We start from the raw sequence: 20,698 nt of genomic DNA, 5'->3' as shown, positions 1-20,698 counted from the left end.
GTTGGGTGGTGCTGGGAAGCTGGTAGCCAGCAGGGAGCCGACGGCCACGAACCGCACGGCTCCAAGCGCCAAGACGTATTGCATGAATAAGGCAATCGCCCGGCGGCCACGCACGAGGGCCGTACGGCGACGCCAAGGAAAACACAAAAGAAGGGAACATCATGGCAACCACCGCCATCACCTCCGCCGATTTCGAGAAGACCATCACCGACAACGAAATCGTGTTCGTTGACTTCTGGGCCACCTGGTGCGGCCCGTGCCGCGCGTTCGGCCCGATTTTCGAGGCGGCCTCCAACGAGCCGGAGAACGCGAACATCGCCTTCGTCAAGGTTGATATCGACGCCAACCAGGATCTGGCCCAGGCCGCCGGCATCCAGGCGGTGCCCACGCTGATGATCGCCAAGCAGGGCGAGGTCATCTTCCAGCAGGCCGGCGCGCTGCAGGCCGCCGATCTCGACGATCTGATCGCCCAGGCCAAGGCACTCGATCTGGCCGCCGCCAAGGCCGCCCAGTCCGGTGCCGACCAGCAGGCCTGAGCCTGATTTTCCTTCATCCACTGCGCCGCCTATCATGGTGGGCAGTGTGAAATCCGATCAAGGAGCGCAATGACGAGACATGCCAAGCCAACCCTTATGCTCAGGCCGTTGAACAAGCGCCAGTGGATGAAGATCGCGGCTGTGGTGGCCGCGGCAGGTCTGCTCGGCACGGCGGGATTGGTGTCGCGCAGTTTCTACCATGCTGATGATGTGAAGCCGATTTCCACCATCACTTCGTTCTCCGCCACCGATTCGGCCGCATCCCGTTCTGCCACTCGTGGCGCAATCAACAGCGCCGACAAGAACACCACGTTCGTTACGGTGAAGATTAATGGCGATTCGCGCGTAGTACTTGGCGAAAAAGCCAACATGACCACCGTCAAGGACGTGCTGGAGACGGGTGATATCACGCTTGACCCGGATGATGCCATATCTCCCTCGCTGAAATCCAAGGTCACCGAGGCCACCGTGGTCACCATTAATCGCGCGGATGCCGATGTGGAGACCAACGATACCGAGATCGCCTTCAATGAAGTGCGCAAGGAGACCAGCAGCCTGCCCAAGGGTCAGGAAAAGGTCGAGACCGAGGGCCAGAAGGGCATTATGGAGACCACCTCGCTGGTCAAGCGAGCCGGCGACAAGGTCGTCTCTTCCAACGTATTCGCCTCATGGGTCAAGAAGGCCCCGGTGGATAAGGTGATCCTAGTGGGCACTGGTTCCACCAAGTCGCCGTCGTCGGCCGATCTCGGCACCACTGTTCCGGCTGGAGAAGTGCAGTCCTGGGCGCATCAGTATCTGTTGGACAACGGGTATAGCGAAGCGGACTTCACCGCTGCGAACTACATCATCAACCACGAGTCCGGTTGGAGCCCCACCGCCACCAACCCCACGTCTGGTGCTTATGGCTTGGGTCAGGCCTACCCCGGTAGCAAGATGGCTTCCGCCGGTGCGGACTGGCAGACCAACTACAAGACCCAGTTCAAGTGGTTCATCAGCTACTGCGAGCAGCGCTACGGCGGCATCGTCGCAGCGTACAACTACTGGATCGCCCATAACAATTACTGATTGCGATTATTCTCGGTCTACGCAAAGAGCCTCCGCCGGTTGGCCTAACCACCACACAAGGGGTTACCCCCCTAACTTTATAATTGCGTATGCAATTCAATATCGCTCGCATAATTCACGGAGACGGCCATGACCTTTAATCGGTATATTTGCTTTCGTGCCATCCTTGAATCCATAGGTGCCATTGCCTGCATGCTGATGGCTCTTATTGGCAATAACCTGCTCGGAGTAATCGTGGCAGCGATCGCGGCGCTGTTGTGGATCGGCGGCGAAGTATGGGGCATGACTGTATTCCGACGGCAGAACCCGCGACGCGACGAGCTTTCCGATATGCATCAAAGCGCGGCCATGCAATTCGCGCTGGTCAGTTTGGTGGGCATTCTGGTAATTGTCGGTTTCATCTACACCACACTGAATCTGATTGACCGCTCGATAGTTCACATTATTCCGCCAATGCTACTGCCCGCATTGGCCATGTGTGCCTTGGCCATTTCCGATATTCGATATCTATGGCTGGAACACGATACCGGCACCGGAGGCGACGATGAAGACTAGTCTGAAACTTCACCGACTCCAACGCGGTATGAAGCAATCCGACCTCGCCGATCTGGTCAACGTGCGACGTGAGACCATAGGAAGGCTGGAACAGGGGCAATACTGCCCATCATTGCGTCTGGCCATGGATTTGGCGCGGGTGTTCGGCACCACCGTAGAGGACCTGTTCAGTTTTGACGACGAGTACGAATCAGAATCCGAGTAGCCCGTCGGCGTGTCGCAGAAAAAAATTTCCCTGTTGTTTACCATGCACGTATCGCCAATCACCGCAATCGTTGGAATAGCAACGTTTTCAGAACGTCAGGAGACCCCGCCGCAACGGTAATGCGGCGACAATATGTTCGAACGTTGTCACATGATGTGACCACGTTGTCACCCCCCCTTATCCGTTAACATAATTACCCCTTATATACCGACAAAGGGGGGTGTATGGTTGGGGGTTGTAATTGAAGGAAGACCGATTTTCTATTGATAAGAACCGATTTCTCATCGGTAGTAACCGGTTCTATTGTGGAGGTTCGAAGTTATGAAGAAGAAGATTATGGCCGTGCTGGCCGTTATCGCCGCAGTTCTGGGCTTTGGTTTCGCAACGAATACCGCCATGGCTGATGATTACGGTGCAACGGTTACTTACAGCGGCACCACCGCTACCGTGACGTTCCCTGCAGGCACATTCCAACCGAATGAATCCGTCACCGTGTACTACGATGATGCCATCGTCGCCGACGTCCAGCAGATCGCTGAAGTATCCAAGACGTTCACTGCCAAGGCAGATGGTTCCTTGACTTTGCTGTACACGTTCAAGGCCAGCCAGGCTGGCAAGACCATCGCGGTCAAGGCTGTTGGCGCTGTATCCGGTACCAAGACCGCCACCATTCAGGTTCCGGCAACCGGAACCGGTGACCAGTCCGGTACCACGACTGCTACCACCGCCAACACCGGTGCGGCCATCGCACCGTACGGTGTGGCCGTTGTGCTGCTTGCCGCCGCGGGCATCGCCCTGTTCGCCGTCCGCAAGAACACCACTCGTCGCTGACGTGACTGACATAATAAACAGTAGACGCTGAAGCATAGTTCGCGAATACCACTGAACCGGGAGTCGATGATTCCCGGTTTTTTCATGTTATTGCTACGGTACATAACGCACGCATATTCGCGAGGAATGCTCACTGGAATATATGAGGGAATGCTCACAACACTTGAGAAGGGACGTTGTTATGCAAATCATGTATGTATGCACCGGCAATCAATGCCGTTCCGTGATGGCCGAATACTACACCCGAGCCAAGCTTGCCGACCGAGGAATTGGCTTGCAGAGCGGCAATATCACCGTGCGCAGCGCGGGTACTCTGCACTATCCCCCGCATCCCGCTGATCCGATGGTTATCGATTTGCTGAAGAACGACGGCATTGACGCGAATTCCCATTCTTCCACCCCTCTCACCACCGATATCAGCCGGCAAGCCGACCTGATTCTGTGTTTTGAGCGTGAGCAAATTTCCGATTTGCTTGAACAGAATCCACTGGCTATTCGCAAAGTATTTCTGTTCAATGACTTCGTGAACGCTTGCAAATATATGCATGCCGAGGGTCCGATTGCCGGCGATACCGCCGCAGACAGGCTCATCGAAATCATGGATTGCGTACCTATGCTGCGGCCGTTTTTGCCTACGGCACTCGAAACCGAAGACCCTCATCGTCAATCACGCGAGGTGTTTGAACGCGTGTATGCGGAAATCAAGCACGGCGTCGATATTATGCTCGGCGCTGTGGCCTGAATGCGATATCGGCGAATAGAGCCAGCAAAAAGACCGTCAGTTATTGCGATGTTGAAATTGCATATTTCTATATTCAATACGGCTGATATTGCGGGTTCTTGTTTCCGCTTTTCTTGGTATTGGTTAAATCAGTGCTATTCGGGGAGCGCAATACGTAGGTCAAATGTTCTTCAATTATGCAATCATGCATGCATATGGTTTGTATAATGCGAAATTAGCTGGTTACAATTAGTGACGTAAATAAAAAAAACGTGACCAATGCAATAAGGAGAGCAATTATGGCTTCATTGCTTCAGGGATTCGAAGAGGTTCAGCTGGTCAAGCCGGTGGGCAAGACCGTTCTGACCGTCACCGATTCCGCCATTCGTTTCAACAAAGCCACCGCTGAAGTGCTCGGATTCCCGGCGTACGTCAAGGTGCTGATTAACGACAAGACCAGGCAGATCGCCGTGACCCCGACCACCGCCAAGGCCGACAACGCCATTAAGTTCAGCAAGCCCGAAGGCAAGCAGGCTGCTTCGGTAAGCGTCAAGGAAGCCACGCTCATTGAAGCAGTGAAGGCATACTTCACTCTGCCCGAGGCTCCGGAAGGCGAAATCGCCTACCAGTCCGTCAACGGTACCGCCTACCCCGAAAGCAAGACCGTGATCTTCGATGCGGCCAATGCCACCGCCGGCACCATGAAGCGCCGCGGTCGCAAGAAGGCCGCCTGATTCTTCTGCCTTGAAACGGTGCCCTGATTGAAGACGAGGGGCCGGAACCCGTAAAAGATAAGGTTCGATGGATGCTGGTATGCTGTGTTGTAGCAGAAAGGTCGCGCTAGCTTCGGGGCAATCTTCTCGGCGGCGCCACAGACTTTCGCCCCGTTGGACCCAACTGCCGAGGTTTCCTCAACCTCAGTTGTTACCAAAAAGGTCTCTGGCTGGTGAACAGCCAGGGACCTTTTACTTTTTCAAATTCCGGGTTAAGGGCCAGTTTCCTTACCTCGATTTGCGAGGAAAGCCCGACGCCATAAGGCACCACCACTAAGAATCGTGCCGCAACCGCGCTTTGCGACCCACCCAAGCAAATACCAGGCAAATAAAATTTTGGCGGAATTCCAACGTTTCGCACATGTGGAGTGCAGAATACGCAGTAACGAAGCAAATAAAAAATGTATTGCTTCAATGTTTGTTGGGCGGGTTCGGCAGTGTTTTCCGCAGTATCCGATGGTCTCACATGCTTAGCCGGCGAGCGCCCTATTGTTGATGATGAGCAGGCGCGAGTAGCTGAAACACTCAAGAAACTCCATCGAGGCGATATGGACATCGTTGCCTACGAGGATGAGCACAAGTTTGATGGGGACGGGGACGAGCCGGCGTAGCATCAGTTCGCTTGAACTCACATATTCATGTATATATGTGTATATAAGTGTATATTTTTACCTAGAACTTATGGAAGGCCAAAGGAACCGCACATGAACACCGTGGATTTAGCCAGACGCAAAGAAGCGATGCACGCCCTCAATCCATTCGCGCCCGGAGCGGGAAGACAACCCAAGGAACTCGTAGGACGCGAGCAGGAACTCGAAATCATGGACAGAATCATCGCCAGAACAAAAGCGGGATACTCCGACCGCGGACTGGTCTACAGCGGGCTGAGAGGCGTCGGCAAGACCGTGCTCCTGCTGAGAATGAAAGACATGGCCGCCGGCCAAGGACTCATTACCGTCCGCATGGAAGCCACGGGAAACGAGACCCACGACTACGAACTCCTCTTCGACGGCATCTCCAAAGCGATACTGCGCGAGAGAAGAGGAACGCTCCGACAGAAAATGCTCGACTCCCTCAAACACGTCAACGAGGTTTCCCTCGAACTCGGGTTAATCAAAACGTCAATCGGGCTCGGCAACGAGGACAAAGGCATATCCAGCGACTCGCTGCGACTCGAAATGATGGTCGAGGAACTATGCCGCGAACTCAAAAAGGAAGGATCGGGCCTGTTCCTGTTCATCGACGAGTTCCAAGTGATGTCCAGCGACCTGATGGGCACCATCATCGGACTGCAGCACAGCATGGGACAGGAGGATCTGCCCTTCTACGTCATCGCGGCGGGACTGCCCAACCTTCCCGGCGTGCTTACCAAATCACGCTCCTACGCCGAACGCCTGTTCCAGTACAAGCGAATCGGACGGCTCCCCGAAGACGAGACCAGGGAATGCTTCGAAAAGACCATCGGCAAAATCAATGTGCGATTCGACGACGATGCCCTGAACCGTCTCATAGAGCTCTCCAAGGGGTATCCGTATTTCATCCAGGCATATGGTTCTGCAGCCTTCGATGAATCCGAATCATCACCAATCCCATTGTCCGCCGTCATCAAGGGCGAACCCATAGCGCAGGCATCACTGGACAGCGGCCTATACGAATCACGCTGGCAACGGGCCCGCCCACTGGAACGGGAATACATGAGGGCCATGGCCTCGCTCGAAAAAAGCGTGTGCAGCTCGGCGGAGATCGCGGAACGACTGGGACGGCCACCTGCGGATGTCGTACGGGTCAGAAAAGGCATCATCGATTCCGGGCTGGCATATTCGCCAGAACGTGGGCTCTTGGCATTCACCGTTCCCGGCATGGGTGATTTCATTCGCAGAGCCGCACCGTCGGAGGAACAGACCTATGACGACCGAGCATAGAGAAAACAGAAGCCTCCCGATAAGGACGGCCGTGGAACCGGCATCTCTCTTACCCTTGTCTGCCCATATGAGCTACGGGCAGATGCGCATGGCGTTGTACAACGTCGCACCCGACCTGCAAGTGTCCCCTAGGGCCCAAAGTTTTGCGCACTTTGGTCTTCACCCCCCTTATCATTGTACGCATCACAGTAATAGGGGCTGCATGGCTATCTTAAAAAGACGCCCGCAGCCCCTGCACCAAAATGGTAGTCCTATCGATATGAATCCATTCCGATTATCGGCATTAGAACATCGGAACATATTCGCGGCGGAAATTAGAGCTTTTTAAGGATTCGGCCTAGTTTGTTAATGGCTCGTTTGACGAGGTTCATCATACGCTTCTTGAAAGGGATACTAACGCGCCAGTACTTACGTTCGAGGGGTTTCATGTGTTTGTTGAACACGGTGAAATCCCCGGCTTTGACGGCCTCACGGAATGCTACAAAGCTCTCATTTTTCAAAATGGTGCGCATTGCGTAAACCCGCTGACGCCGTTCAGGAATTCCATCAAGGGACGGCTTAATACGTTTGGTAGGTGTCCATTCGCCACGCTGTTGATGGATGTACAGACGCTCAGCTAGACCTTGGCGACGATGGCGGAATCCGCTGGACTGTGATTGATAGACTTCCGTGGCATCCGAATCATGCAGGACGAGTTCATTCCTATACCGGTTAAACAAATCCTGAATGGCTTGATTCCGAATGATGATAACATTGCAACCTTTGTCATCCGACACATATTTGGGAATCCATGCATCTCCGAAAGTCGCGTCAGCGGTCTCGGCAAGCACATCATCGCAGTAATCACACGCATTGTATTTGAAATAGCCGAGTCCCCAGTTTGCAGTAGACAATTCGGCAATGCGCTTGACGATAGGCTCATCCTTATCCGTGCGACGCACCTCAATTGCATAATCCGAGGCACGTGTACCGGAAGTCTTGTGCCGGAAGTCCACACGTGCAATCTTGTCAAGAGGCACGCCTGACTCCCATGCTTCGGCTTGTCCAAAGAAATCAGATTTCAAATGTCCGCATATCAAGCCGATGCAATAGGGGATGCGCTTCATCAGCACAGGATCCTCACGACGTAAAAGCCGAACGGCCTTAACAAAGCACGGAAGGCCGATAAATAGGTAACGCCCTTCGTGCTCACGTACCTGTTTAATGGCCTCGCTGAGTTCAATAGGATAATACTTCGCTTTTGCACCCGCTTTGATCTCATCGACAGTACGGGAGATCTGGATAGTATACATATTCTTAGGATCAGGACCATCTTTGGCATGAATGACCGCATCTACAAGCCCATCCTGAAGCATTTTAGCAGCCAGCCAACTGATCATGCCACCGGAAGTGCCCCGGGAACGCCAACCGTCCACAGACACATATCCGGCATAAGCACTCAGGTAATAACCTAGATGCTGGTCATACTTAACGCCGGACTGTTTGCTAAACAGCTCCTCCCCGAGCTGGTTCTCGTCTACCGAGGACGCGAATGGGCAAACACGCTCCGCCGCAATCCAATCACGAGGCTCACCGACAACACTAGCTCGATAGCAGCCATCTGCATTTTTTGCAATGCGAAACGCTGGATCTATTACCGCACACGAACCACATCCTATGCAGTATGTAGCCGTGCCTCCAATCGCATCCTCGTCAGGAGACGCTATCACACGTTCGATGGTATGGAGCTCATCATCTTTGACTCCGTTCATTTATCAACCTTTCTCTTCGACATGCCAGTAATGAAAAAAGTGGTAGATAGTACTTAATTATCACAATTCTGGCGATGAACTGTTATGAAACATAGAAATGAACCTTGTACTGTATTTCAGAATACACTATCTGACGATAGTAAGAATATCCTGAACAGGATATCGTTTAGAAATACATGTATGTGTTTCATCAGGAAAATGTCCAGCAGCAATATACATAATCAAGAACTCGTTTTCAGGAACTCCGATTAAATTACGCGTCTGTTGATCAATCTGTTTTGAGAACATAGTGTTTAAAGGACACGCAGCGATCTTATTAGCTTCCATAGCCATTAGTAAGGCCATGGAGAAAAGACCGCCGTCAACAAAACCTTCATTGTGTTCGCTTATCGAAAGAAAAGCTTCATTGTCTGCTGTGATCAAGAACAAAGCCGGGGGAACCTTATACCCATTAAAGCCTCCTTGTAGCTTCAACGCTTTCTCAATTACAGATTTATTCGTAATCGCGTACACACGAACCGGCTGACGGTTACAAACCGACGGTGCTTTCGTAGCTACTTCAATCACATGTTGAATCTCGGTTTCGGTAAGAGGGCTATCAGAAAATTCGCGTACAGACCTACGGTTTAGGAACAGGTTCTCAAAGGGAATGGTGGCATTTCCATCTTTCAATGAGGCTTTAACCGGAACACTTCCACCGTTAGCGGAAGCAGATGCAGAAGCATCATCCCAGATGTCCGAGGGAAAAAGCGCAATCATATCATCTATGTGATAACCAGCATTTTCATGCTTATAGCGGTATTCCTGCAATGCTGCCACAGCACTCTGATAAGCCGCACATTCCGGATAGTCAGAATCACATCGTTTCAGATCTTCTAAGGCTGAGGAAAGATTCATTAAAGCTGACTTCCCAAATCCATAGCGAAAATTACTATGGCTTAATCCTTTTTCGATTTGATGACTATAGAACGTTACCTTGGCGATGCAGTGATTTACATTATTATTGCTACCATTCGTAATGGCATTATAGAAACGTTTCAGTTGATAAAGCGATTCATGTTTTAAATGCAGCCACTGTTTTCTTTCCAACAAAAAAACTGGAGTTAACTTTTTTACTTCATCTTTGATATTCATTAGAACATCCTTTCTATTCAATTCAGAGTATATGCCCATATTGTCAGCAATATTGAAATCCGGACCCTATACAATGCTGTTCAACCAACATTCGTTAATCACACTATAAAAAAGGAAGCGAGCCAGTTTTAAATTAAGGAATATGCATTCATAGAATATGATCCACAAAGACATGTACTATTTTCTCTTGAAAATCGAACGAACTCTGTCAACAACAATATGAATATTTGATCGCTCAAAAAGAACATGGAACAGCATTACCAACAGAACCGCCAACACAAGATTACAGAAAGCATAACCAACCCAAGTCATCAAAGTGTTCGGATGGAACGGAAGGCAGAGCCATGAAGCGGCACATATCAGGACAATGACCACCAGCGTCTCCACCATTCGCCGTAATGAAGGGAGAATCGGAAGATGCGTAACATTCTTCGGAATGAAGAAAAGCAAATCAACACATCTATAGAAATTAGACAAGCAAGAGGCAACCAAAACACCCGTAAGACCAAATGAATAGCCGAGGACAACACCTCCAACAACCAGGATACCCGCCTGAATGGTGCTCTGAATCCGCGTCTCCTTGTAGAGACCAGCTGCAATCACTAGCATTCCTTGAGGTGTCTTTAGATTATAAAAAACCCCATTGAGGACAAACAATACGGCAAAAACAATATTCACGTACTGAACATCATTAACACCTTTTGTATACACCTGAATGAATGGAAGAATCGTTGCCATCGTAACACCGTATACTATGCTCATCGCCATATAATATAGGTATTCAAAGTCTTTATATGCTTTGCTGAACGCTTTCATGTCTTTCTTTACTAGGAGCTCTCCGAACCCAGCAGATACTCCAGTAGAAAACACCGACATTACACCATTGATTCCAGCGAGCACCATATTATAGACGGAATAAACACTGACCATCTTAAGTGTAGAGAATAACGTAGTCAATACAGCGGGAGAAGCATTTTGTACAGTCTGCACAACCTGCAGGTACAACGCACTCCAACGCTTATCCATGGCAGAATTATCTGGTGCTACTTTATAATCAATAAACTTATAGTGTATCTTTATATAAATATATAAGATCAGACTTCTAGCAAATATGGAAATAAGGGCGACGATCCGAAGGAGTAATATGTCAACTCTCAAAGTCGATAGAATAACGACAATGAGAGTATTAAGGATTGTATAAACGATTGATGCCGTGGAGATCACATAAGTTTTTTGATCCGCTGTCAATAAAGCTCTATATTTTGCCAGAGTGAAAAATTCAAGAGCACCATTTACGCCAAGTACAAGGACTAGACAAAAAACAGTTCCCTTATCCAGTACCTCTGTATGCGTTATCCAAGGATATACAAATGCAAGCAGAAAAACAAGACCGACAAAGATGAAGCCAGACTTAACATAAAAATTTCGCGCAGCAACTACAACACGATTGATTTGGTTATAATTATGCTCAGCTATTGGTTTATATAATGAATAAACAGCGGCACTTGACAACCCAGCCTCTACAAGATTAAAGTAAACAATGAACTGATTGATGGATGAGATAAGACCATTAATATCTGACCCATAAGCGACTAAAAGAAAACGGGGTGTAATAAACCCTGCTACCATAGTTACTATCTGAAGAAGCGCAGTTGATATCGCATTGAGAACGAATTTGCTTGTCCTTCCCAAGATGCTCACCCCTCATTTAAGCTTGATTCCAGCAAAAGTTGCGAATGCGTAGATGATATCCTTACAATTCACCTGATGCATGCGACATAACGAATACATGGAGGCTGCAGCTTTTCTTCTGTCAATATGTTCATTGGCAATCCTCAGATAAATGCCTTGAAAATGTCTCCTGACCAGAGCAATCATCTCAACCTTATCATCTTGGACACATATATGTTCTACGAGCCTCAGCAAAAGATGCTCTTGTCTCTCAAAACGTTCCATCTGGGCTTGCTCATCATGCGGCTTGAAATTTGAGTGACTGGCAGGATGCAAGATATATGTATACAAAACTCTATTAATATAACCGTAACGATACTTATACGCCATAGGAAGAAGAAGCTGATAATTTTGCCCGGCTCGACTCTCATCAATATGCAGCTCAGGGTAACACTTTTTGAAAGTGGAAGTTCTAATAATATATATACCTGGACAGAACTGCACATTATTACTGACAAGTAAATCACGGAATAGATTATCATTTTCCGCAGGTATTCTTTTTAGAACACCTAAATCATTGCCACTCTCATCCACATGTATCGCCCACGCGATACCAAGATCGATACTCGGATTTTTTTCCATGAAGTCAACTTTGACTGACAGATTATCGGAGCATAGAGTATCATCAGAGTCAGGCCAGATAAAGTACTTTCCCTTCATGTATGGGAAACCGGTATTAAGGGCAGCAGCCTGTCCGCCATTCTCTTTTACAAGATAAACGAATCGATGACCTTTTTCTTCAAAAATCTTCTTGTATTGTAGTGCAATTTCCTCTGTATCATCAGTTGAACCATCATTTATGAAAATTAGTTCATAGTTGGAATATTCCTGGTCTAACACAGATTCGAAGAAAGAAACAAGATACTTAGAGGCGTTAAAAGCCGGAGTAATAATACTAACAAGTGGTTCCATTTTTCTGCAACGCTTTCTTAAATTTGAAAGTCTGATATATAGCTATACAAATACCGAGCACCACAAGTTGACACGAATAGTAGATTGTATTGCCGGTCAAGCTATACACGGCTATGAGAATAATCCAGTATACTGCAGTAAGAAGAATAACAGGTTCCAAGCCTTGGCTGTCTTTCCAACTCAAAAAACTACGAACTAGACCAAAGGTAAGCGTGGCAAGCAAGGCAACGAATAGCAAAAAACCAGCAATACCAAGCTCAGCAAGAAGCTGTAAATAAACGTTATGGGCTTGATAGCTCCAAAGCAACCCATAATAACGGAAACCTTGAGCATTTATATACGCATTAAATGAAAGAAAGCCTCTGCCGATAAGCGGAGATGCCTCAAACATCTGCATGGCATATGTCCAAAAAACCTGTCTACCGCTCAAGGGATCGCCGTTATCTGCAAACAATCTGTCGAATACAAGAGACACTTGAGGAATAAGCGAATCAGCTATTGTTAATGACACAACGAGCACAAAGGATAGACCAAGAGCAATTGAAATCTTATGCTTCTTGGAGAAGAACAACGCAAATACGATAAGTCCCATCACTGGAATAAGAAACAAAGTCCTTTTACCTGTCATCATTAAAGCAGCAAAGACACCAATGATTTGGAACAATCTAGCTAAGGTAAATCCTCTGACGAAAAACTTTGCAAATAGCACGCCTAATCCCATGTTGCATAGGAACGCTGCATAACCTTTTTCATAAGCTAATCCCGAAATAGCGCCACCAGTGTTAACCATAACTGCAGATCGGCTACTTCCATGATCAAGAAAACCGAAGAATAAAGAAAATAGATTGGGAGCCAATAACTCTAGATACATCGAAAAGATAAATATCCAGAACAGAAATTCAAACTGCCTGATGAGACAACTAAAAAATTTACTATCGAATTCAAAAAGCGTCATAGAAAAGATGGCAAGGACGTAAGGAAAATACTTACTATAAGTTAAGCGATCACCTGTGTAGAGAAAGCTTATGCAGATAAGCAAGAAAAAAGCTACGTAGACTTTCTCTACGACAGAGGATAAACCTGACTTCCTTTTCGACATCAATGCGAAACAGAAAATAGCAGCCGTAAGCACAATGGCTAACTGTCTCGTGATGAATATTAGCTTATTATCAGTAGAAAAAACTAATATAAGCAATATGCATGGAATGAAATAATCTTCAATTGGAGTTGTTCTCAGCCAGATTCTTAACTTATATATCAGACTATTCATTGGAACAAATTCCCCGGAGATAATCTAAGGCAGACTCTCTCTCGCTAGAAAGTACAGATTGAGCATGCTCAAAATCACGAACAATATCAAGATTACAATCATCCAAAGTCTCGATAATCGAGTCTGTGAGACCAGTTAGTTTAAGTAAATTCTCTGCTCTATCGTTCTTCTTGAAATCTTTCTGTTTTGTCTCTACATATAGCTTACGATTAAAGATTACAGAAAAAGCCGTACCATGGAAAGAATTAGTCACAACATAATCGGCATGCTTGAATAGACCAAGGAATTCTTCAACGGAAGTGCTAAGATTACCTTCAAAATCTGGATTCTTGACTTTGTCAATCAAGTCCTGACCAATATTAATGACCCTTTTTCCTGTTTTTTTTGCAAGTTTTCTAGCAAAATCATCAATAATATTTGACTTATTCAAACGATAAATAAGAATGTAATTATCAATACCAGGATCTTTCGCGAGTTTCGACCATTCAGCGGCATTTAAAAGGAAAACCGGATCGACATGTAATGCGCAATCTCTTCCCGTCAATTCACGAACGATACGGCGTCCGGATTCTTCTCGGACTGAGAGATGATTAAATCTATTAAGCAACCTCGTGTACTCACTCTGGTACTCTTGAGGAATTTCACTAATCCCAAAAGATGCTGCATAAGAATTTATTTTCCTAGTATCTTCTACAAACGAAAGATAATAATTCTTATCAAAATCTGAACAAGCATAGTTAAAAACTTGATCACTTCCGGTGATGAATACATCATAGCGTTGATTTGCTGTGGCGATTGACTTTGAATCATACGCAACAGGACTTAATTTAGTATTCCCAGCAATCATAGAGCGGAAACTATTCATCTTCTTCCAAGATGGAATAAGATTAATAAACCCTCTGATATTCTGCTTAAATGTCTTCTGCTTGAAACCACCAATCAGTTTATACAGATTTTCCATATGTTCACACCGGTAATCAATTACCTCGGTATCAAAACCGAGGTCAGATATGGCCCTCTGCAGTGCGTAAGTCTGCAGTGCAGCACCGTAGTTGATGGCACGGTGAAACGTGATGACACCAATTTTCATTTCAGATACCCTTTCAGCTGGAAACATAAAAATAGGAGAGAAAGAATGATGTATTCTTCCTTCAAAAACGTTCTATATATAAGCTTATCCAAGGCAGAATTCGGCTTAAATAACGCTAAACAAACTCGTAAATCCTGATTTGAGACAACTGCTCTGAAAAACGACAAACGTCCATTATCCAACGGTGCGCTACGCAAAGCAAAACGGAGCGAGGCAAACAGCCTCGCTGCGTTTCTTGATGAGAAACAGAACTCATCCAGTGTTTCCGAAAATTCACACTCAATTATTTTATACATCGAAATAAGCTTGTCAATAACATGTACATCAATACATCTTGAATACGAAGATTCGCTTATATGGTATTCATAATAACTATCCGGAAGGAAAGATACCGTATTGGACAATGCAAGTGCTCTTAGCTTGAATACAAGATCTTCGGAATAAACAGTCCTTTCTGAAGGGAATTCTATGCCATATTTTCTTAGCATGGATAACCTAAATATGCCATCCCAGACCGCAACACAGCACGAACCAACATTCCCTGCAGAAGAAGCTATAAGATCGGCCATGTGTTGTCGAATAGCAGCATCGTCTTGGAGTACTTCTCTATTGTTTGGATGCTCTTCTACCACTTTCCCGTCTTTAATGTCTCTATATCCCGAGAAAACAAGATCTGCGTCGAATTCTTTAGCTGAATCAATCAACGCCCTGTACATCTCAACATTACATGTATCATCAGCATCAACAAAAGCTATGTATTCCCCTGTTGCATGCGACATGCCAAAATTCCGAGCAATGCCTTGACCGGCATTCTTTTTTGTATAAACGGAAATCCGTTCATCTTCCTCGGCTAACCTGCGACAAATAGCTAAAGAATCGTCCGTAGATCCATCATCAACCACAATTATTTCCAAATCAGTTAACGATTGATCCATGACCGACAGAACACATTCTTCGATTGTCGACGAGGCATTATAACAGGGTATGACAACTGAAAGGATAGGCATATTATTAATCTCCTATGCCTTTCAACATTCCATAAAATGTTTTTTCACCATCATGCTCGACAGGAAAAACTTGTTTCCATGTAAGCTTGAACAAGGAGGTCTCCTTACCTATCTTTCCCCAGAGTCGTTCGTCATATGGCTTGCCCAATACTTTGAACAATTCATCGCAATTGGGGTTATTGGAAGGAATCGCCGCGAATGCTTCCTTCATTGCCGTATCATGCCGTATCGCCAATGTAATCAGGTAATCGACGAACAGATAATCCACCATGGAATCATTGGTACGCCAGTATTCCAGAACAAAATCACGAATAGCGGCGAATACCCAACGTTTATCGGAATGGCACGCAAAAGAGTAGTTCGCGAAATAGCCCTGAGCCACAGAGGCATGGAAATAATCCGGCCGCTTGATCGACCACAGGGAAGAAGCAAACGCGACATCCTCCAAGGAACCGGTGCAGAAGAACGTGGAATCCAGCCACAGCCCACCGTATTGCGACAGCAGCATGAAACGAAGCAGATCCGAAAGATGGGTCCGCGTGATGATGCCGGCCTTCTGCTTCTCCTTCACCCACTGGGGGATGTGCACGTAGCGTTCGTAGTTCTCATCGGTGATGATGATGACCTCGCGGCCACCGGCGTTCCGCTTGATGGATTCCACGCACCATTTGACGATTTCGGGAGCCTGATCGAGGCCCTGCCACCAGCACGTCCAGATCTTGCCTTCAAGAGCGGGGTCGCTCGCCTGCATGGGGGCATGGAAGTCATACTCATCGGCGAAGCGGCCATAACGCTGCTCGAAGTACTTCATGAGAATCTCATGCTTGTGTACCAGACGGTTGCGCACCGCCGGCGGTTCTTTGAATCCGTTGCGATTCATCATCTGGATGTCCACCTTCGCCATGAAGGTCTCCAACGCCTCCGGCCATGACGTCAGCCGGGCGATCTCCGCCGTGGAACGGCACTCCTCACCGATACGATGGACGATTCGTTTGATACTTGAATGACCTGCGACCATATTTTCTTGCTCTCCTCTGCTTCCACGCGTCTATCAGACGGCCCGTGTCAACTTACCTATTCCCGGCAACGCCGGAAACCACGGACATGCCGTCGGCATTGCGAGTGCCTCGGTAGACATCCTCCAGCTGCCGCACATACATATCCTGTCGGCACCGTTCCTCGACATAGCGGCCGCAGGACTCCTGCATGGAGGCGTAGCGTCCGGCGTCCACCTGTGCCGCCTTGGTCAATGTCCGGGCCAGATCGTCCTGGTTCCCGCTTTCGAATTTGAAGCCAGTTTCGCCTTCCACCACGAGTTCGGGGATGCCTCCGATGTTCGCGCCGATCACCGGGGTCTGCGCTGCCAAGGATTCCAAGCCGGAGTACGGCATGTTCTCACGCCATTCGGAGCATAGAACAGAGAAGCGGGCGTTGCCGACTTCGCGCTGGAGATTTTCGCCGGTTTTGTAGCCGAGGAGTTTAATGCGATTTTCGGCTTCGGAGCCGGCAGATTTGATGAGCATTTCGATGGTTTGGCGTTCTGGGCCGTCGCCGACGATGTGGAGGGTCCAATTGGAGGGGAGACAGTTAGCTACAAGGTGACCACCCTCAGTCTCGCTTTGCTCGACAGCTCCCGCCAGCGGGAGCAGACCTGCGGCCTGAAGGAAAGCCTTGACCAAGGTAAGGATGCCCTTTTCCTTGGAGAGACGACCGAAGAACAGAAAATACGGGTCCACGGTGTTGAATTTGTCCGTATTCGTTACTTTATGAGCCATATCCATCTGGCTGGTGGTCAGGAAGTTCTGCATGGCCACGGTACGGCCCGCATAGCCGCCCTCGTCGAGCTTGCTCTTCATGAACTCGCTCGGCGCGATGATCTTGTCGATCTTGTCGTAGCTGTGATGGTGTTTCAGGAACTCCGCCTCCAGGAACGCGAGTCCGCTTTTGGCTTTGGAACCCTTCACGCAAGTCTTCTTCACAGCATGGATGAAACGTCGATCAAGGCAGTCGTCGCACACCTTGCCGTTGCCGTCCACCATGGTGTATGCAGGGCACAGCAGAATGTAGTCATGTGCGGTGTACACCACTGGCACACGATGCTTCTTCAGGTACGGCGCATCCAGAATCGACAGTGTCAGCTGACGGTGCACGTTGTTCATGTGGATCACATCCGGCTGGAACTCCTCCAGCAGCGCCTCAAACTTGCGCTTGGATTCCAACGAATAGATCAGCGTTGCCGCTTCCTTTGCCTGTTGGAATGCGGAAATTTTACCGACGTAGTCTTTTTCAGATACGAAATACTTGCTCCAATAGCTTGGCTCGTTGTTCGGGTGCTGCATGGAGAAGAAGGCAACTTCGTGGCCTAATGATTTCAGGCCTTCGGCGAGTGCGAAAAAGTAGGTTTCGGCACCGCCTTTGCGGTAGAAGTATTTATTGACTAGGAGGATTTTCATTGGGAAGCCTCCTGATGGTCGTGGTGGGCTCTCCCCCACCCGGCTCCGCCGGGAGCCCCCTCGTCAGAGGGGTCTTTTCCTTGGTACAACGCCAAGGTTTGGTCCACTACTTTGTCCCAATTGTATTTTTGAGTGATGTAGTTGGCGGCGGTCGCTTGTAGCTGCGCCACGCGGGAAGGGTCAGTGAGCAAGTTGCTCAGTTTGGCAGTGAGATCTGCAACATCACCCTTGCGGAAGGTAACGGCGTGGTCTTCTACTACCTCGGCGCATTCGGGGATGTCGGAAGTAAGGCAACAATTGCCATAGCTCATGGCTTCCAGCAGACTCATAGGCATGCCTTCGAGATCACTAGGCAACACATAGATATAAGCATTGCTGTACAACTCCGCAAGTTCCTGACCCTCGATAAAACCAGTCAACACGATGCGAGGATCGGTAGCCGCAGCAGATTGAATCTGTTCATAGTATTCAGCGGAATCGGAAGATCCGCCGGCGATGACCAGCTTCTTATCAGTATCCAATTGCTTGAATGCCTCGATAAGATAATGCACGCCTTTTTCCGGCACGATACGGCCTAGAAACAGCACATACCCGTCTTTCACCAAACCATATTTCCGAGTAATCTCATTGGCTGGAACAGACTCATTGCGTTCAATGCCATTGGGAATGAATCGCACATCACGCCCATAGGTGTCTTTGAAATAGCGCTGCACGTTGCGGCTCAGCACAATCACTTCATCGGCACAGGTAGCGGCGGTACGCTCCCCTAATTTCAGATACGTAGAGGCGAATTTACCCCATTTGGCGCGCTGCCAATCTAGACCATGAATCGTGGCCACTGTACGAATACCGAACCAGTGCGCAAAACGCAACGGCACGCACGGCCCTTCCGCGTGGTAATGAATCACATCAGGGCGGGCCATAATAGCCTTTACTGTGGCAAAGAATGACGAGGTGAGCGCGGCCAGACCTTTTGCATCGATAGTGGTGACAGGTATTACCTTCACTCCGCGATACATGAACGGCTTGCTATTCTGATTCGACGCATTATCGAACACCGCACCGGCAACATTATGGCCTTTGCGGTTAAACGCTATGACCTGTTCTCCGCGTGCAGCCATACGTGTAGCCAGTTCGTCCACAACAATCTCGATGCCACCTTCGCGAGACGGAATGCGTTTGTGGCCGATGAACGCGATCCTCATGGCCTCAGTCCTTCTTCATTTTCTCGCTCTTTTTGTGCTGGATTTGGCGCTTCCTGCCGTTGTCATCGGACTCGTCGCCGTAGTAGTAATAGCCACCCTTCTGGGGCTTCTCCGTCTCGCCGTAATTCATGGCCAAGCCCACGGGATCGATGCTCAGTGTGCTCAGTTCGCGCCCGGTCTGCCGGAGCAGTTTCTTTTCCGTCACTCCCAAGCCGGCCACCAGCAGCAGTTCCGGCCCTTCCTTGGCGAATACGGCGGCATCATTGGCCACCTGCATGGGGGCGGTATCGATAATCACATAGTCATAGGCTCCGGAAACCTGCTCAACCAGTGCCTTCATAGCGCGGGAATTCAGCAGAATGCTGGGGTTCATGGTTTGTTTTCCAGCAGGAAGCACGTGGAAGTTCGGCTTCCAGTAGCGTTGAATCGCATCATGCGACGATACACGGTTGGTAATCAGATGGGTCAAGCCCACTGCGCCCTCAATGCCTAGGGCCTTGCTCACCGAGGGGTTGCGCACATCGGCGTCGATCAGCAGTACCTTGCTGCCGTTTTCGGCAAATGCAGTCGCCAGGTTCACGCTCAGCGTGGTCTTGCCTTCAGACGGGCCGGCGGAAGTCACCACAATCACATTGGATAACGGCTCATCGGGCAGCACGAACATCACATTGGTGCGCAGACGTCGAATCTCTTCTGCCTCGCGGGAGGCCGGGCGGGAGATAATCACCGGCGACGTACCGACATAAGCCTCATTGCGGCTCAGCGACCCCAGTACGGGAGCATCGATAACAGTAGTAACATCCGAATCGCGGCGAACACGGGTGTCCAGCAAATCCTTGATAAGGGCCACCATGACGCCGAGAACAATGCCGGACACAAGGCCTATCGCCATATTCAGCTTGACGTTGGGTGAGCTGGGGGAAGCCGGAGCGTACGCCTGCTGCACCACAGTCAGGTTGACGGGAGAGATGATCTTATCGCCCTCATCGCTGTAAATCGTGGAAGTAACCTGTTTTCTCAGGTTTTCGGCAACCGAATTGGCAATGCTGGACGCCTGCTTCGGGTCTGGATCATTAACCGAAATATCCACCAGCATGGTGCCGTCCGGGTTGGAAGCGGTAACGCTCGCAGCCAATTCCTTTACCGTGGTGTCAAGACCCAGATCGTCAATAACCGGCTGCAATACGGACTCGGTTTTTATCAATTGCGGATACGTTTGAATCTGGCTATTGATGTAATTGGCGCCAGAGCTCAGCTCGACTGCATTGCTGGATGCGCCCGACGCAGCCGCTGAACTGCGATAAGTGGCCAAGAGTTCGGAAGTCGCGGTGTATTGCGGAGTGCGGGTAAAGGTGTACGCGCAGATTGCCACCATCACAATAACCAGCGTGACCACTGCGGTAATCACATGCTTTCTTACCGCATTGAATAAATCGAGAATGGTGACTCCATTACCATCCTGCACCTGTTCAGCTTCATCCACAGCTATGCTCCGTTCTTCCTTATTCACGGTTCCACCTTAATGTATAGGGGTTGC

At 48.8% G+C, this 20,698-nt stretch carries 20 protein-coding genes; 8 read left to right on the top strand and 12 right to left on the bottom strand.

The window, feature by feature from the left end; translation table 11 throughout:
* The first annotated feature begins 161 nt into the window (after nt 1-161).
* The 7 genes from trxA to BLLJ_RS01950 all read left to right on the top strand — a co-directional run bounded on the left by trxA (nt 162) and on the right by BLLJ_RS01950 (nt 4,647).
* On the top strand, nt 162-536 hold the full coding sequence (gene trxA / locus BLLJ_RS01980) for a thioredoxin (protein ID WP_007051343.1): 375 nt from the start codon (nt 162-164) through the stop codon (nt 534-536).
* Nucleotides 537-605: 69 nt separating this feature from the next.
* Nucleotides 606-1,601, top strand: coding sequence for an aggregation-promoting factor C-terminal-like domain-containing protein (locus BLLJ_RS01975; RefSeq protein WP_013582402.1), 996 nt, complete (start codon nt 606-608; stop codon nt 1,599-1,601).
* Between the two features lie 129 nt (nt 1,602-1,730).
* Nucleotides 1,731-2,156, top strand: a complete 426-nt coding sequence (locus tag BLLJ_RS01970) for a hypothetical protein (RefSeq protein WP_032740603.1) — start codon at nt 1,731-1,733, stop codon at nt 2,154-2,156.
* Nucleotides 2,146-2,361 carry a helix-turn-helix transcriptional regulator gene (locus BLLJ_RS01965; protein WP_074709857.1) on the top strand — a complete coding sequence of 72 codons (216 nt, stop codon included), beginning with the start codon at nt 2,146-2,148 and terminating at the stop codon, nt 2,359-2,361. Before BLLJ_RS01970 ends, BLLJ_RS01965 begins: the two co-directional genes overlap by 11 nt.
* Before the next feature lie 321 nt (nt 2,362-2,682).
* A complete protein-coding gene (locus BLLJ_RS01960) occupies nt 2,683-3,192 on the top strand; it encodes a hypothetical protein (protein ID WP_013582399.1) in 510 nt (169 codons plus the stop codon).
* A gap of 142 nt (nt 3,193-3,334) precedes the next feature.
* Nucleotides 3,335-3,934: an arsenate reductase/protein-tyrosine-phosphatase family protein gene (locus tag BLLJ_RS01955; protein WP_256754980.1), complete on the top strand. Its 600-nt coding sequence runs from the start codon at nt 3,335-3,337 to the stop codon at nt 3,932-3,934.
* 278 nt (nt 3,935-4,212) lie between these two features.
* On the top strand, nt 4,213-4,647 hold the full coding sequence (locus tag BLLJ_RS01950; protein WP_013582397.1) for a hypothetical protein: 435 nt from the start codon (nt 4,213-4,215) through the stop codon (nt 4,645-4,647).
* 509 nt (nt 4,648-5,156) lie between these two features.
* Here BLLJ_RS01950 and BLLJ_RS11025 read toward each other — a convergent pair.
* A complete protein-coding gene (locus BLLJ_RS11025; protein ID WP_007051352.1) occupies nt 5,157-5,318 on the bottom strand; it encodes a hypothetical protein in 162 nt (53 codons plus the stop codon).
* A 72-nt stretch (nt 5,319-5,390) separates the two neighbouring features.
* Between BLLJ_RS11025 and BLLJ_RS01945 the strand changes: the two genes are divergently transcribed.
* Nucleotides 5,391-6,608: an ATP-binding protein gene (locus tag BLLJ_RS01945; protein WP_013582395.1), complete on the top strand. Its 1,218-nt coding sequence runs from the start codon at nt 5,391-5,393 to the stop codon at nt 6,606-6,608.
* Nucleotides 6,609-6,922: 314 nt separating this feature from the next.
* Here BLLJ_RS01945 and BLLJ_RS01940 read toward each other — a convergent pair whose 3' ends face one another.
* From BLLJ_RS01940 to BLLJ_RS01895, 11 genes are all read right to left on the bottom strand, one after another.
* Nucleotides 6,923-8,359 (bottom strand): Coenzyme F420 hydrogenase/dehydrogenase, beta subunit C-terminal domain, encoded by a 1,437-nt coding sequence (locus BLLJ_RS01940; protein WP_013582394.1) that lies wholly within the window; start codon nt 8,357-8,359, stop codon nt 6,923-6,925.
* Nucleotides 8,360-8,485: 126 nt separating this feature from the next.
* Nucleotides 8,486-9,493: a nitroreductase family protein gene (locus tag BLLJ_RS01935; RefSeq protein ID WP_013582393.1), complete on the bottom strand. Its 1,008-nt coding sequence runs from the start codon at nt 9,491-9,493 to the stop codon at nt 8,486-8,488.
* A 177-nt stretch (nt 9,494-9,670) separates the two neighbouring features.
* Nucleotides 9,671-11,194: a lipopolysaccharide biosynthesis protein gene (locus BLLJ_RS01930; protein ID WP_372584482.1), complete on the bottom strand. Its 1,524-nt coding sequence runs from the start codon at nt 11,192-11,194 to the stop codon at nt 9,671-9,673.
* Nucleotides 11,195-11,197: 3 nt separating this feature from the next.
* The gene (locus tag BLLJ_RS01925; protein ID WP_041473806.1) at nt 11,198-12,136 is read right to left on the bottom strand and encodes a glycosyltransferase family 2 protein; all 939 of its coding nucleotides are present in this window, start codon (nt 12,134-12,136) and stop codon (nt 11,198-11,200) included.
* A complete protein-coding gene (locus tag BLLJ_RS01920; protein WP_197530259.1) occupies nt 12,120-13,091 on the bottom strand; it encodes an O-antigen ligase family protein in 972 nt (323 codons plus the stop codon). The genes BLLJ_RS01925 and BLLJ_RS01920 overlap by 17 nt, the downstream gene beginning before the upstream one ends.
* Nucleotides 13,092-13,398: 307 nt before the next feature.
* Nucleotides 13,399-14,496 (bottom strand): polysaccharide pyruvyl transferase family protein, encoded by a 1,098-nt coding sequence (locus tag BLLJ_RS01915; RefSeq protein ID WP_013582389.1) that lies wholly within the window; start codon nt 14,494-14,496, stop codon nt 13,399-13,401.
* Nucleotides 14,493-15,503: a glycosyltransferase family 2 protein gene (locus BLLJ_RS10250; protein ID WP_074709860.1), complete on the bottom strand. Its 1,011-nt coding sequence runs from the start codon at nt 15,501-15,503 to the stop codon at nt 14,493-14,495. Before BLLJ_RS10250 ends, BLLJ_RS01915 begins: the two co-directional genes overlap by 4 nt.
* Nucleotides 15,504-15,507: 4 nt before the next feature.
* Nucleotides 15,508-16,521, bottom strand: a complete 1,014-nt coding sequence (locus BLLJ_RS01910; RefSeq protein WP_032740595.1) for a capsular polysaccharide synthesis protein — start codon at nt 16,519-16,521, stop codon at nt 15,508-15,510.
* Between the two features lie 52 nt (nt 16,522-16,573).
* Nucleotides 16,574-17,956, bottom strand: a complete 1,383-nt coding sequence (locus BLLJ_RS01905; RefSeq protein ID WP_013582387.1) for a glycosyltransferase — start codon at nt 17,954-17,956, stop codon at nt 16,574-16,576.
* Nucleotides 17,953-19,161, bottom strand: coding sequence for a glycosyltransferase family 4 protein (locus tag BLLJ_RS01900; RefSeq protein WP_013582386.1), 1,209 nt, complete (start codon nt 19,159-19,161; stop codon nt 17,953-17,955). Before BLLJ_RS01900 ends, BLLJ_RS01905 begins: the two co-directional genes overlap by 4 nt.
* A 4-nt stretch (nt 19,162-19,165) precedes the next feature.
* Nucleotides 19,166-20,644, bottom strand: a complete 1,479-nt coding sequence (locus BLLJ_RS01895) for a polysaccharide biosynthesis tyrosine autokinase (RefSeq protein ID WP_013582385.1) — start codon at nt 20,642-20,644, stop codon at nt 19,166-19,168.
* Nucleotides 20,645-20,698: the final 54 nt, after the last annotated feature.

It is taken from the genome of Bifidobacterium longum subsp. longum JCM 1217 (assembly GCF_000196555.1).
Classification (GTDB): Bacteria; Actinomycetota; Actinomycetes; order Actinomycetales; family Bifidobacteriaceae; genus Bifidobacterium; species Bifidobacterium longum.
The sequence above is the reverse complement of the archived record's forward strand: the minus strand, read 5'-3'. Positions and strand labels throughout refer to the sequence as shown.

Coding starts and splice junctions, on each gene's coding strand:
- trxA (WP_007051343.1), top strand. CDS start 162: ATGGCAACCACCGCCATCACCTCCGCCGATTTCGAGAAGACCATCACC.
- BLLJ_RS01975 (WP_013582402.1), top strand. CDS start 606: ATGACGAGACATGCCAAGCCAACCCTTATGCTCAGGCCGTTGAACAAG.
- BLLJ_RS01970 (WP_032740603.1), top strand. CDS start 1,731: ATGACCTTTAATCGGTATATTTGCTTTCGTGCCATCCTTGAATCCATA.
- BLLJ_RS01965 (WP_074709857.1), top strand. CDS start 2,146: ATGAAGACTAGTCTGAAACTTCACCGACTCCAACGCGGTATGAAGCAA.
- BLLJ_RS01960 (WP_013582399.1), top strand. CDS start 2,683: ATGAAGAAGAAGATTATGGCCGTGCTGGCCGTTATCGCCGCAGTTCTG.
- BLLJ_RS01955 (WP_256754980.1), top strand. CDS start 3,335: ATGAGGGAATGCTCACAACACTTGAGAAGGGACGTTGTTATGCAAATC.
- BLLJ_RS01950 (WP_013582397.1), top strand. CDS start 4,213: ATGGCTTCATTGCTTCAGGGATTCGAAGAGGTTCAGCTGGTCAAGCCG.
- BLLJ_RS01945 (WP_013582395.1), top strand. CDS start 5,391: ATGAACACCGTGGATTTAGCCAGACGCAAAGAAGCGATGCACGCCCTC.
- BLLJ_RS01940 (WP_013582394.1), bottom strand. CDS start 8,359: ATGAACGGAGTCAAAGATGATGAGCTCCATACCATCGAACGTGTGATA.
- BLLJ_RS01935 (WP_013582393.1), bottom strand. CDS start 9,493: ATGAATATCAAAGATGAAGTAAAAAAGTTAACTCCAGTTTTTTTGTTG.
- BLLJ_RS01925 (WP_041473806.1), bottom strand. CDS start 12,136: ATGGAACCACTTGTTAGTATTATTACTCCGGCTTTTAACGCCTCTAAG.
- BLLJ_RS01920 (WP_197530259.1), bottom strand. CDS start 13,091: ATGACGCTTTTTGAATTCGATAGTAAATTTTTTAGTTGTCTCATCAGG.
- BLLJ_RS01915 (WP_013582389.1), bottom strand. CDS start 14,496: ATGAAAATTGGTGTCATCACGTTTCACCGTGCCATCAACTACGGTGCT.
- BLLJ_RS10250 (WP_074709860.1), bottom strand. CDS start 15,503: ATGCCTATCCTTTCAGTTGTCATACCCTGTTATAATGCCTCGTCGACA.
- BLLJ_RS01910 (WP_032740595.1), bottom strand. CDS start 16,521: ATGGTCGCAGGTCATTCAAGTATCAAACGAATCGTCCATCGTATCGGT.
- BLLJ_RS01905 (WP_013582387.1), bottom strand. CDS start 17,956: ATGAAAATCCTCCTAGTCAATAAATACTTCTACCGCAAAGGCGGTGCC.
- BLLJ_RS01900 (WP_013582386.1), bottom strand. CDS start 19,161: ATGAGGATCGCGTTCATCGGCCACAAACGCATTCCGTCTCGCGAAGGT.